The sequence below is a fragment of the Moorella sp. E308F genome (assembly GCF_006538365.1).
Classification (GTDB): Bacteria; Bacillota; DSM-521; order Neomoorellales; family Neomoorellaceae; genus Neomoorella.
This window is the reverse complement of sequence record NZ_BJKN01000003.1, coordinates 331,622-344,962: the sequence shown is the minus strand read 5'-3', so window position 1 is coordinate 344,962 and position 13,341 is coordinate 331,622. Positions and strand designations below refer to the sequence as shown.

Below are 13,341 nucleotides of genomic sequence, written 5' to 3'. Positions count from 1 at the left end.
CGTTTACTCCCCCAAATCAACCAGGGCATATTTCCCCGGTAAATGCAGCCGGGCAACGCGCGGCGCATACAAAGTGCTCACGGGCTGCCAGTTGACGTTATAGGGAGTACAGAAATACATGACGGGTTTGCCGGCTGCCGCCGGCAGTAACGTAAAGGAGAGAAGGGTTCCCGCCGGGAAATAAAGCAGAGGATAAAGGTGGCGCCCGACCCGCCCCTGGAGCTTGATGCTCCAGACGCGGGACACAACCCGCGCTCCCGGCGGCAATCCTTTCAGGAGGGCTTCGGCTTCTCCCTGACCCTTGTCCTCCAGGATAATTTCCACCCAAGCATCCTGTTCATCGGAGCCTGCCAGGGTGCTCCGGTAGACCTCAGTGAGGGCCGTACCCGGCAAAGCCATGCTAATCTCCCCGGTGTTAATGCTCAAACTGCCCCTGGCCTCCCCGGCCACCGCGGCAGCTACCCTGACGATGTACAGCCGGCTGTTCCTTGACCCGTCAGCAGCCAGGTCCAGCCGGTAGTCCCGGGATAAAAGCCCCTCCCGGTTTAAAGTGGCTTCCACGGTGCCCCGGCCGGTAATAATTTTTACGCTGTCTACCTCTCCGGGGTACGATTGTTCGCCATCATTTTCTTCGTCGGCATCATCTTCTTCCTCAGCCTCGGCGTACTCTTCTTCGGTAAAATCCGAATAGCCGAGCTCATTGACCGCCCTCACCCGGAAGAAATAGCCGGCTTCCTCCGGCAGGGCCTCGCTATAAAAGGTCGTCTCCCTGGTGCGGGTTAAAAATTCATAGGGGCCGCCTGGTGTCTTGCTGGCCCAGATCTCATAGTAGTCGGCAAATTCCACCTCGCTCCAGGTCAGTTTTATGGTCTTCCCGCCGTCAACCTCCCTGGCCCTGAACCCCGAGGGCGCGTCCGGCACCCCCCTGGGTTTGAGGTAGCGAAAGCCCTGCTCCAGGGCACCCCAGCCCCCGTCGGAATTAACCACCCGCACCTCCTGCCACCCGGCGTTTCCAGGAGGGGTGGTGGCTTTAATCAGGGTATCGCTCACCCATTCAACAACCAGGGCCGCAGTACCGCCGATGAGGACGGTGGCCCCCCGGGCGAACTTGCTCCCGCTGATGCTAATGACCGTCCCGCCGGTGGCCGGCCCTTCGCTGGGGGTAATGGAGTCAATAACCGGGGCTTCCACGTGATAATAGGTAAAGCCTTTCGGCAGGGTATAGGTGCCTGCATCGGGATTGACAACCGTCACGTCGGCCGGTCCTTCGGTCCCGGGCGGGGTCACCGCCGTGATGGTTTTGTAGTCCACCAGGCGTACTTCCTGGGCCGGCGCCCCGCCGATATAAAGCTTTAATCCCTCGCGGAAATCCAGGCCGGTAACGGTGATGGCCGTGCCGCCCATCTGAGGCCCCCGGTTGGGCTCCACCTTTTTAATCACCGGCTGGCTTTCCGGCACTTTGTAGGTATAAGCCGCCGCCAGGGTAGCAGTACCGCCGTCATAATTGGTTACGGTAACATCTTTGGGTCCTTCGCTGTGAGGCGGCGTTTTCACCCGCAGGGTCTGCCCGTCAACAAGCTTTACCTCCAGGGCCGGCTGGCCGCCGATGAAAACTTCCGGGTCCTCGCGGAAGTCCTCGCCGGTAATAGTGACCCAGTTGCCGCCCAGGGTGCTGCCGCTGGCAGGTTCAATGCCGGTAATGACCGGCCGGCTGTCTGGAACTACATAAGTAAAGGCTTCCGGCAGCACTACCTCGGCGCCGTCGCCGTTTACGACCCTGACATCTACTGAACCCAGCCGCCCCTGGGCCGCCGGCGGCAGGGTCGCCGCAATCATGCTGCCGCCTTCGCTTACCACGGCATCTGCCGCCGCTACCGTGCCAAAATAGACCTGCACCGGCGCTATAAAATCGGCGCCGCGGATGACTACTCTAATGCCGCCTTCCCTCGGGCCGCGCTCCGGCACCACGGCATCGATCCGGGGTACCGAACTCTGGTAGGTAAAGGCCTGACGCAGGGTATATGAACCGGCATCGGGATTGACCACCGTAACGTCCACAGTCCCGGCGGCGGAAGGCGGGGTGACGGCCGTAATGGTCTGGTAATCAACCCGCATAACGCTGGCAGCTTCAACGCCGCCAAAGAAGACTCTGACCCCGTTACGAAAATCCTCGCCCCTGATGGTCACCGCCGTGCCGCCCAGGACGCTGCCGGCCTGGGGTTCTACGCTTTTTATCACCGGCTCACTGCCCGGTACAAGGTACTCAAAAGCCCTGTAAGCCACGGCCACGCCGCCGTCCTTGTTGACCACCGTCACGTCCACGGCGCCGGGATCATGGGCCGGTGTCACCACCTCGATGGTGCCGGCGGTAATCTTTTTGACAGTAGCGACGGCACCCCCAAAATATACCTGCAGGCCCTCCCGGAAATCGCTGCCGCTGATGGTCACCGGGGTGCCTCCCTTAGTCGTCCCTGCTGCCGGGCTGACGCCGGTTATGACCGGCTGGCTATCGGGGAGTTTGTAGGTAAACCCGCCCCGCAGGGTAGCGCTACCCCCGTCGGGATTGACAATAGTTACGTCTACTGGCCCGACAAGGTAGTTATCCCCTGCTTTCGGTCCTTCAGGGGTGTGGACATAAATGGCCTTGCCGCCGGAAGCCACCAGGGGACTAATAATTTGTGTCCCCATCTCTTTTGGTACTATCTGCCCTTCGTTATTTACATAAAGGAAGGCTTCGTTAGTCCCGACAAACACCCGCACTCCCGGCCAGAAATATTCCCCGCTGATGGTCAAAAGGGTCCCGCCCTGGGCCGGCCCCTGGGATGGAAAAACTCCGGTAATCCTGGGTGAGGTCAGGGGCTGGCGGTATTCGTAGGCATCTTCTTTGATAAAAATACCTGTATCGTAAACATTGACTACCGTGACATCGTATAAGCCCGGGGCGTTGGCCGGGGCGATGACCCGGACCTGATTGGGAGTCACCTCCAGGACCCGGGCTTCTTCCCAGCCGAAATAGACTTTTACATCCGGCTGGAAACCGCTGCCTGTAAGCAGGACTTCGTTGCCGCCCTGGGCAGGACCAAAATTGGGCGTAACCTGGTCCACCCGGGGGGAGGTTAAGGGCTGGAAGTAAGTGAAGATATCCCCGGCTATAAAGCTCCCGCCGTCGCTGCTCAAACTGGCATCGCTGTTAACTACTGCTATGTCTACCTTTAAGCCGTCTTGCGGATCGACGCCCTCCGGCCATGCCGGGAGGCGGACCTTTGCCGTTTGTTGGTCGATAACCTGGACGTCCGCCTCCGGTACCTGCTGGAACACACCGCCGCTTACCGTACCGTAAACTACTTCGGTGATGCTGCCGAAATACACCTGCATGCCGGGATAAAAATCGGCGCCGTGCAGGGTGACAATGGTGCCGCCGGCGACACTGCCGCGGCCGGGTGAGACGCCGTCCAGCACCGGGTGGCTGATGTAAGTAAATCCCCCGGGCAGTACGGCCACGCCGCCGTCGGGGTTGGTGACAACAACATCTTGTTTCCCGGGCAGGCCTGGTGGCGCCAGAGCGCGAATTTCCATAGGACTGACTACCTCTACCCCGGTTGCCGCCTGCCCGCCGATAGTAACGGTAGCCTTCGCCTGGAATCTATCGCCATAGATGGTGATGGGCGTGCCCCCGGTGGTCGGCCCCAGGGATGGATTTATTCCTGCTATCACCGGCGTGCTGGGCGGCACATAATAAGTAAAGGATTGGGGCAGGGTGGCGCTGCCAAAACGGTTGCGCACCACCACGTCCTTGGTGCCGGCGGTGGCAATGGGCGTCTCTGCCGTGATGGTAGAGCCGTCCTGGCTGACGTTGATATTGGTAGCAGGTAAAAAGCCTTCTTCCTGGGTACCTATTTCTACCACTATGTTAATATTGCCCAGCTCGTCCTTATCCTGATTGAAGTTGGCGCCGGTAATAGTAATCAAAGTCGGTCTGTCTACCGGCCCCCTGTCGGGGGTAACGCTGACAATCGTCATGGCGTTAGCGACGTAGGTAAAGCCGTTGAGTAAAACCGCTGTGGCTAAATCCGGGTTGATTACGGTAACATTTCTGATGCCCGTTGCCGGTGATGCCGGTGTGACAGCGGTAATCCGGGTATTATCGATCACCTGGACATTGGTGGCCGGCAGATTGCCGATATAAACCTGGACCGTTTCCCCTGCCTGCGGCGCCCGGAAATCACTGCCGTAAATGGTAATCAAGGTGCCGCCCGACAGGGGGCCCCCGGCAGGTTCTACTTTAGTAATACGCGGGTGGCTTTCCGGCACCTTATAGGTAAAGCCGCCGGGCAAAACAGCCTTTTCTGTTATTAAATTGGCGTCCTGCCAGCGTTTGATTATTAAAATAACGTCCTGGGTACCATAGCCTGGAGGAGTAACGGCTTGATACGCTTTGTTTTCCGGGTCCCAGGTCAGACTTTTTACCGCGTTGCCGCCAATAGTGAGCTCAATGCTTTCGACGGCAGGATCGGCGGGATCGATAAAGTTGGCTCCGTTAACGATAACCGGTGTATTACCTTCCATGGAACCCTGGTTCGGCGTTATGCTGGTTATCAGCAGCACCCGTTCCGGCGCCAGGTAGGTAAACCCGTCGGGCTGGGTGAACTTTCCTCCATCAGGGTTCTCTACCGTAACATCTACGGGCCCGGTTACCGGGCTGGGAGGGGCAATAACCAGAAGTTCGGTAGTACTTTTTACCGTCACCTGTTCCGCATAGATATTGCCGAACTTAACCTTCAGGGGGACGTCAACGCCGGCGCGAAAGTCGCTGCCGGTAATGGTAACCGCCGTACCCCCGTCTTTACTGCCCGCGCTGGGAGTGATGCCGGTAATAACCGGGCTGCTCGTTTCCGTCACATAGGTAAAACCCTGGAATACCCTGTAAGCCTTATCTATATCCGCCGTGTCATATACCACTACATCCACCGCACCCGGGGCGCCGGCGGGGGTGGTCACTTTAATATATCCATCAGCCACCTCGGTTACCGTGGCCTCTATGCCTCCGAAGGTAACGCCGACCTGCCCTGCCGGCGGGAAATTGCTGCCGGTAATGGTTACTTCCGTCCCCCCCAGGGGGCTGCCGTAGTTTGGTGTAATTGCGTCAACAACCGGGGTGATGATAAATTCGAATTTTGTATCGCCGGTAACGGCACTTGTCTGGCCGTCGGGATTGGTAACAGTGACATCCTGGATGCCCACCGAACCGCGAGGCGTCACCACCACCAGCTCTGTAATGCCGTTGGCCTGTTTAACAACAGCCGGTGTGCCGCCAAAACGGACAACACCTGCCGGGCTTAATTCCTGGCCCCGGATAATTACCTCCGTACCGCCCATCCAGGTGCCCCTGCCGGGAGAAACACTGGTGACGGCCGGCTGGCTCAAGCGGTAGGCGAAGGTTTTCTCGTCGGTTTCCGGTAAAATCCCGGTACCGCCGTCAGGATTGACCACTTTAACTGCTACTTTCCCCACCGTTCCCGGCGGCGTCAGGGCGGTGATGGTTGTGCCGTCGGAAGAAACAGTCACTTCCGTTGCCTGGTTGTTACCAATGTAAAGGGCCAGGTTATTTTGAAAACCGCTGCCCTTGACGGTAACTGCCTGGCCGCCGACGGTACTGCCTGTGCGGCCTTCCGCTGTTGTTACTTCGGTTATAACCGGGTCGTAGCGAAAACCTGCCACTTTTATATTTTCCTGGCCGTCAGGATTGACTACCTTGACATCTACCGGGCCGGAGGTTGGACTGGAAGGGGTCTTAACATCGAGTTTGCTTGAGCTGCGAAAAATTACTTCCGCAGCCGGGTTGGAGCCGAAATAAACATAAGCGCCAACGGCAAAATCGGATCCGCTGACGCTAATCCAGGTGCCGCCAGTAATAGGTCCGTTGGCCGGGGAAATAGCGGTTATCTGTGGTGCTGCGGCAGCCATGGCCCTCCCGCAGGAAAAAAATATTGCTACCGCTGCCAGCAGCAATATAAGACCGGTCCTTCGTCTATAATTCAACGCCGGTTCTCCTTCCCGTTTTACGCGACTAAAAGCAAGGGCTAAAGGCAGGTTTTACCGCAGGTAATCAATCAAGCTTGGCTGCAGGACCATGGCGCCTGTGGCCAGGGAAGCCAGGTAGACGTTTTCCTGGTTTTTATAATTCATAACGGTTTCGGCCAGGTCGATATCTGCCAGCTTGGACATGGTTTTGGTAAGGTTGATCTGGGTATCATCCAGGCGCGCAGTGGCCATCTCCAGGCGGTTGCTTTTGGCACCCAGGACGGCGCGGATGTCCAGGATGTGGTCGATGGCCCTGTCGAAGCGGTCGAGGGTATCGGAGACGGCATTATTATCGTTAGCCTTCAGGTAATCGCGTAAATCTGCCAGCAACTGGAAGACATCGTTGCCGTTTTGCTTGAAGACTGCCGCACCGTTTTCATTTACCGTCAACACCACCTGGGGGGCAACTTCCCACTCAAGGGCGTCAGTATTCCCCTTATAACTGCCCGCGCTATCAAAGGGTGCCTCCGTTGTCACGCTACCGCCGAAAAGGAAACGACCACCGTAGGAAGTGTTGGCTATCTGCACCATCTCACCGATGAGCTGATCTACTTCTTCTGCCAGGGCTTTCATGGATTCTTCCGGCATGGTCCCGTTGGCACCATAGACGGCCAGCTCACGGGCGCGCTGAAGGGTCGAAGTGGCCATGTCCAGAGCCCTTTCCGAGGCATCAAGCCACCCCCTGGCGTCTTCCATATTCTTTTTATACTGCTCATTGGCGGCGATAGCGGTTTTAAAGGCCAGTACCCGGGCGACGACGATGGGATCATCGGAGGGGCGGTTAACCCTCTTACCGGAAGCCATCTGTTCCTGGGTGCGGGACATGATCTCCAGGTTGCGGTTGATGTTGCGGATGACGTTCTGCCCGAGCATGCGGTTGGTGATGCGCACCTAATTCACCCCATAAAATATCCTCATCCCAATATATCGGCACCAAGGGGGTGAACTTTACCGGCCGTGCAATGAACCGTTACGCACAAAGCCCCTTACGTTACTCAAAACAGCTTCCACCGATAAACTCCCTTATAATTGAGTTGTTAGGTATCGCATTTTCTTCGGCTTCCAGGAAATAACTTAAAAAAGTCAATAACCTTTTAGCCTCCAGATAGGCCGGGCTGCTCACGGGTATCTCCCTCAGGAGAGGTGCAGCATATTTCTTTAAAATACACATTTCATATACCAGGGCAGAATTAAACATAATGTCGGCTTCTTCCTGGTAAGGAAAAATATTTTTCTCTTCCCCTGCCCTGACCTGCGGCCAGGTAAGGATGGTTGTTGCGGCATCACGGCCCCGGTACAGGTAATCCCTAACAATTCTCCTCATCAGCCTGCTGTCAGTAGTGGGTATGCGGTTATGGTTATCTATATTTAACTGGGTCAGGGCGCTGATATAGATTTTATATTTGTTTTCGCGCGGCACGGATGAAGTCAAAATTTCATTTAGCCCGTGAATGCCTTCAATCACAAGTACGGCATCCTTTTCCATTTTATATTTCCTGCCGATCCATTCCCTCAATCCCGTGCGAAAATTAAACCGCGGTATTTCTACTTCTTCGCCATTTAAAAGGGCCGCAAGGTGCTGGTTAAAGAGCTCCAGGTGCAGCGCCCTGATAGACTCAAAATCGTAATTCCCGCTTTCATCTTTTGGCGTATGTTCCCTGTCGACAAAGTAATCGTCCAAAGACAGCGGGTAAGGTTTTAATCCTAAAACTCTTAGCTGTATTGACAACCTCCTGGCAAAAGTAGTCTTACCTGAAGAAGACGGGCCGGCAATAAGCACAATTTTTATTTTATCTTTGCCCGCGTATATCATGTCGGCGATATTGGCAATCTTTTTTTCATGCAGGCCTTCATTTACCAGGATTATTTCATTGATTTCTCCCGACACAACTTTATCGTTCAACGCTCCAACATCGCCAACGTCTAGGATGTTAGCCCATTCCTCGGCCTCTTTAAAAATCCTGGCGAGCTTGGGGAGGTCATGAAAGGGTGGTATGTGAAAAGGGTCTCCGGCCTGGGGATACATCAAAATAAAGCCGGGGTCATAATAAAGCAGGTCGAATACTTTTAAATAACCCATGGACGGCACCATAGGCCCGTAAAAATAATCATATAAATCGCCGCATCGATAAAGATTGATGCGGGGAAGATTTATATACTTTAATAACCTGAGCTTATCGGTCATGCCCTGCAAAGTAAATATCCTTACACTAAAGCAATTCTCAGTATCTACCATCACACGGGCGGCTTTATTCAACAATTTCCCCTTTCCTGTAGACCGGTGCATTCCACGCTTCCAAGAAAAAGGCGGTAAAAACTCCTACCATAAGGCCCAATACTACGGCTATTGCTGTATTCAACAATTTTCTCGGCTTTACAGGACTTGTGGGTGCGACCGCGGGAGCAATTAAACGTGTTTGGACGCTGGTATCCAAAGAACCGGCTACACGTGCATCTTCACTGCGAACCATTAGGGAACGATAATTTTCCTGCAAGTTTTTGATTTGAACCTGGTACTTATCATCTATCAATTGTTTTTCGGCCAATTCGCCATGCAGTTCTTGTAACTCCTTTTCCGTTTTTCTGATTTGTTCCTGCAGCGAAGCAATTTTTTCCTGTAATTGGGCTACCTGCATCCTATATGTATTGGCCTGCGTCGCCAAAGAGAGATAAATTGGATTGGGTTCTTCATCTTCCAGCTTAAGACCGGCTACTTCTTGAGACGGACGGCCGGTTTTACTTTCAGTTATATTCAACAGTAACGGATCATCACCTACCACCTTTACGGTCTTCAAAGTGGTAGGCGTTTCTGCCAACTCCTTTTCTGCAGCTTCCAGGGCACGGCGTGTGCCTTCCAGCTCCACCTGGGTTTTGCTCAGATTTGTTTTGAAATCTGTCAACAACTGGACTTTTGCTTCCAGCTCGGCATTTAACTGTTTTACGCTACGCGGCTGGGCCAGAAACTGCCTGTATTCCTCCATGACTTGATTTAGCTTTTCTTCTTCTTTATTTTGCTGGGCTTCAATGGTGGAACTCACCTGGTTTAGCCTCTGAGCTTGCATATTTTGCTTCCCAGGTATAGGCAATTCTTCTAATTCATGTTTTAAAGTTGCTAGAATAGATCCCTGTACAGGCATATTGGTATTATACCCTACATCATAATCAGAGTAAGGATCGGCAGCGCCACTTACTTGAGAGCCAAAAAGAAAAACGTCCGCGTCGATGTTTTTAAAAGCTTCCAGCACCAGCCGACGGATAGCCTCTTTTTCATGGAAGATGGTAATTCCGTCGGGTTCAGCCACCCGGTACCCCAGCTTTTTCCACTGGCGCCACTCAGCCCGGCGTTCCTGGGCTGTTTTTCCTTGCAACTGGATAAAAGGCTTGAGACTCACCCGCTTGTCCTCACCCCTGTACAAGGGTCCTGCCTGATTATAAATAAGTCCTAAACTGGGCCAACACGTAATCCGCTTCCTTTTCTAATCCCCTCGCTTTTAGGGCTTCCGCGTAGCGGATAACCTTTTCTTCCTGGTACAAATCTTCAATACTGGTAAATACCCCGCCTGTATCCGGAGCTGTTTCAAGGGGATTCTTGAGGAAATTATACACGCACAGATGATAAAGTTTTTCGATTAATTCCGGATTATTTATGACCACGCCAACCTGCGAAGCAAAGATGAATTTTTCTAGAGATTCCGCTAGGGCTTCATCTTTTAAACTCGCCCTGTTTTCTTCTAATACCTGGTAAATAGCGGGCAAAAAGTGTTCGGCCTCATTCTCTTCCCACAGGCACTCTGCTATCCAATCGTTTTCAAACAGGCCAGGAATCTTTTTTAGAGTATAGACACCGCGGGCCAGAGCATAAAAAGGAACGTTTAACTTTATCTCTTTTTTTATAATGGCCTCCATGGCCGTTATGGAACCCCTGAGGAGTTTGGTGTAAAAATAATCGCCAAAGGCTATATGATCTTCTAAAATCTCCATCAGTTTCTTTATAAACTCCGGATCTTCTTCGCTGGTAGAATCCTGCAGGGCCTTTATTTTCTCCATAGTTGCATCAAATTCTTCCATAGTGACGCTCATGATAGCCTCGATAAATCCCTCACGGGTATCTTTGTTAATAATCATGCCTAAACCGGAAAGGAGGGTTTTCATTTCCTCGTCCGTATAACTGTCGTAGTGCAGCGAATAGGCTATGTCGATGATGCAACCGCTTATAAAATCATCGTCATTAACCATTTCCGCTACGACTTGCGCCAAACACTCCTTTAGTTCTTCCTCCGATTCCTGATGGGCTTCGATTTCAAGGAGGATGTCGGGAGGGATGCGCGTCATGCGTAACCGCGGCTTTTCCTGCAGCAGGCGTATATAATTATTTCTGATGTTTTCCAGAAAATCTCCAAAAGCTTTTTCCGAAGCATTATCCTCTTCTTCCCAGGCTTCTTTCAGAAGCCGTCCCACTCGTGAGAGTTCAAGGGGTTTTGTCTCTTCGCTCCATTTTAAGCCGCAGATAAATCCAACAGTAGCCAAAACCTCTTGGCCGTGAGCAGTAAGGCCCTGACCTACTTCGCGGCCGACAGCCCGCGTGGCTTCCTCTACAGCCGGAAGGCAGCATTTCTTGTACTTGCGCCCGCTGCCGCAGGGGCAAAAATCATTTCTTTCAACCTGATAAATCTGCATTCCAATACCCCTTTTCCTACAACGTCTTTTCAAGCCGCTGCTGGTGCAAACTGCTATGATCACCCAGGAAATTATAACTGATATTATCGCTCTATAATAGTCCATTATCCTGCAAAAGCCGGACATACGGCCCCAGGGAAATGGGTAACAAAGCGTTGGCCAGCTTTTTATCTACCGTAATAAACACCGCATTTTTGGCCACGGCCAGGGCGATGTAGAGGCTGTCGTATAAAGAACGCCTGTAGCCATTAGCGATCTCAAAAGCGGCAGGAAGAAGAGGCTGGATCTCAGCGACCCTTGCAGGGAATTTTTGAGTTATCGCCGCCAATATCCTGCGTGCGTCTTCCGTGTCGATCTCGCCGCGCGTGCACTTTTTCCAGAGGACATTCCCTATTTCCGCAAAAATCAATTCCGGCGCCCACAAACGGCATTCGCCTTTACCCGCTCTCTCCAAAAGCTCAACAGCCGCCTCCCAGTGAGGTTCCGGGATATACCACTTTACGGCGACGCTGGCGTCTACGACAAAGATTTTCACCTTTCCCTGTCCTCTCTGATCAGCTCAACGCTGTCGCTGTAACTTTTTCCTCCCGCCAAAAGCTTTTTCCTTATATCGGCCGCCATTTTCACCCCATCCAAATCATTTTCACCTGCAGCCTCTTCCAGAATTTTATGCAGTTCCACCTGCAAAGACCTGCCTTTTGCCGCTGCTCGCTGCTTCAAAGTTGCCAAAACCTCTTTGGAAACATTACGGATAAGGACGTCAGGCAAAGCCAACACCCCTCTGCTATCATTCTGATAGCATCATTATAACATTAAGCAATGTAATAGTCTAACATAAGCTTTTATGTCAACAACTGGACTTTTGCTTCCAGCTCGGCATTTAACTGTTTTACGCTACGCGGCTGGGCCAGAAACTGCCTGTATTCCTCCATGACTTAATTTAATTTGCTTGCTCGATAATGATAACGTATAGTTAACCACCTGTCTGATACCGTTAATCCACGTTGTAAATCCGCGGTAGATATGAAATTGCTCAGCACACTCCCACGTCTGGGCATCACCGACTACGGCCAGAAAACGGCCTTTGTGATCCTGGCCCTCCGGGCTACGCGTAAGAACAAGCCGCGTAAAGCCAAACTTTTCTTCCTCGGTGAGGCGCACCGGCTGCGGTTTAAAGGCCTGGATCACTTGTTTGGCTGCGTCATAAAAACGCTCCCATTCCACCGCCCCGATTGCATCTGGCAAAACCCTCAGCCCCAGATAGATGCCCATCAGTACCCCCCTCGGGAATATCAAAAAACGGGTGCCACACTGGCTAAAAGCGGTCGTACAAAGATAGCTACTACAAACTGATCCTACGTTTTTACAGCTTGTTTGCTCCATGAAAGGTGCCGGTTATATCCAACTCAAGGCAATAAATATAACAAGGTATCAGGGCTCAATCCTCTAAATTTCCGGAAACTTATCAAAATGACGATCGTAAGAATATATCTCCATCCGGTTTCCAGCTTCCATTCCGTCGGCAATAAAGGCATCCGTCCAATCAACGTTCTTTCTACATACCACTCCAACGCTTTCCTGGTCACCGACTTGCTGGAAAGCCGCATACTTACATATGAGTTCTGGCTCTTCCTCAAACGTCAAGACACTGCCAGCCAAACTGGGTAAAATGGTTATCAAAGGCCAGAGCTACATTCAGCTTTAGTCGTTCCATAACAGCAAAGGTAGTAGCATCGGTATAAGAAAAAGACTTATCTTTATATGCAATTATGATTTCCCTGGCTCGCTTCTCATCTTCTTCTTTAACACGTTCAATTTTCCAAACCAAATTTTTTACCCATTCACGGGCCAGTTCATGACCTATACGGCTCAAAATTAAAGCATGGGTTTCAGCCAAAATAAAGTTTGTTAATATTAAATCAACATCCTTTTCGCTTAATTTCTTAAAGAGATTCTTAGCCTTCTCATGCAAATCGTCCGAACGGTCAATAAGGGCATAAACAGCACTGGTATCTACCATTATTTTTTCCATCTTTCTACTTCACCTTCAGCCAGGTAATGATCATGTTTGGCAGCGACATCTTTAAGGCCACTGTTACCGGCACCAACTAATTTCCATATAGGGTCTTCTTTACTCAAGGGCTTCACTGGCTGGACTTTTTTCAAACGTATCTCATCTTCATCAACCACGATGGTCAAATAATCGCCTGCCTTCAGGCCCAAAGTTTCTCTGATACTTTGGGGAATAGTCATCTGCCCTTTACTAGTTAAGCGCACTAAGGGGTTGGACATGAAGCATCCTTCTCCTTACTTCCAGAAAGATTTTCTTACCAGAAGTATACCATTACTAGCACTATAATTACAAGCAAAATCCAAGTTTACTGTGGAGGGCATCTCCAAAAAATACTACAGGGCCTAGCAGGCCGGGAGCGACAGGCTTCACACGGTCGCTTTCTACATGATCCTAATCTTAGGACTATCCTCTTACACGCTGGTCTCTTACTCGCTGGTCACCGCCTGGGTGAAATAGTCGCGGGCCTAGCCGGGACGCTATTCCTCTTCCGCTCCCACTGCCAGGCGGAG

The 13,341-nt window shown here is 52.1% G+C and carries 11 protein-coding genes; all 11 read right to left on the bottom strand.

Going from position 1 to position 13,341, the window contains the following annotated elements; genetic code table 11:
• Positions 1 to 3 precede the first annotated feature (3 nt).
• Positions 4 to 6,039: an IPT/TIG domain-containing protein gene (locus tag E308F_RS14450; RefSeq protein WP_141265597.1), complete on the bottom strand. Its 6,036-nt coding sequence runs from the start codon at positions 6,037 to 6,039 to the stop codon at positions 4 to 6.
• Between the two features lie 54 nt (positions 6,040 to 6,093).
• Positions 6,094 to 6,972: a flagellar hook-associated protein FlgL gene (flgL, locus tag E308F_RS14445; protein ID WP_141265596.1), complete on the bottom strand. Its 879-nt coding sequence runs from the start codon at positions 6,970 to 6,972 to the stop codon at positions 6,094 to 6,096.
• Between the two features lie 100 nt (positions 6,973 to 7,072).
• Positions 7,073 to 8,266 (bottom strand): uridine kinase family protein, encoded by a 1,194-nt coding sequence (locus E308F_RS14440; protein WP_253260488.1) that lies wholly within the window; start codon positions 8,264 to 8,266, stop codon positions 7,073 to 7,075.
• Positions 8,267 to 8,330: 64 nt separating this feature from the next.
• On the bottom strand, positions 8,331 to 9,383 hold the full coding sequence (locus tag E308F_RS14435) for a GNVR domain-containing protein (RefSeq protein WP_141265594.1): 1,053 nt from the start codon (positions 9,381 to 9,383) through the stop codon (positions 8,331 to 8,333).
• A 127-nt stretch (positions 9,384 to 9,510) separates the two neighbouring features.
• Positions 9,511 to 10,758 (bottom strand): SEC-C domain-containing protein, encoded by a 1,248-nt coding sequence (locus E308F_RS14430; RefSeq protein WP_172613976.1) that lies wholly within the window; start codon positions 10,756 to 10,758, stop codon positions 9,511 to 9,513.
• 91 nt (positions 10,759 to 10,849) lie between these two features.
• Positions 10,850 to 11,293 (bottom strand): type II toxin-antitoxin system VapC family toxin, encoded by a 444-nt coding sequence (locus tag E308F_RS14425; protein WP_141265592.1) that lies wholly within the window; start codon positions 11,291 to 11,293, stop codon positions 10,850 to 10,852.
• Positions 11,290 to 11,526 carry a FitA-like ribbon-helix-helix domain-containing protein gene (locus E308F_RS14420; RefSeq protein ID WP_141265591.1) on the bottom strand — a complete coding sequence of 79 codons (237 nt, stop codon included), beginning with the start codon at positions 11,524 to 11,526 and terminating at the stop codon, positions 11,290 to 11,292. Before E308F_RS14420 ends, E308F_RS14425 begins: the two co-directional genes overlap by 4 nt.
• 126 nt (positions 11,527 to 11,652) lie before the next feature.
• A complete protein-coding gene (locus E308F_RS14415) occupies positions 11,653 to 12,030 on the bottom strand; it encodes a hypothetical protein (protein WP_141265590.1) in 378 nt (125 codons plus the stop codon).
• A 174-nt stretch (positions 12,031 to 12,204) separates the two neighbouring features.
• Positions 12,205 to 12,402: a hypothetical protein gene (locus tag E308F_RS16340; protein ID WP_141304191.1), complete on the bottom strand. Its 198-nt coding sequence runs from the start codon at positions 12,400 to 12,402 to the stop codon at positions 12,205 to 12,207.
• Entirely contained in the window at positions 12,392 to 12,790 is a 399-nt protein-coding gene (locus E308F_RS14410; RefSeq protein ID WP_141265589.1) for a type II toxin-antitoxin system VapC family toxin, read from the bottom strand. Before E308F_RS14410 ends, E308F_RS16340 begins: the two co-directional genes overlap by 11 nt.
• Positions 12,778 to 13,050 (bottom strand): AbrB/MazE/SpoVT family DNA-binding domain-containing protein, encoded by a 273-nt coding sequence (locus E308F_RS14405; protein ID WP_141265588.1) that lies wholly within the window; start codon positions 13,048 to 13,050, stop codon positions 12,778 to 12,780. Before E308F_RS14405 ends, E308F_RS14410 begins: the two co-directional genes overlap by 13 nt.
• Positions 13,051 to 13,341: the final 291 nt, after the last annotated feature.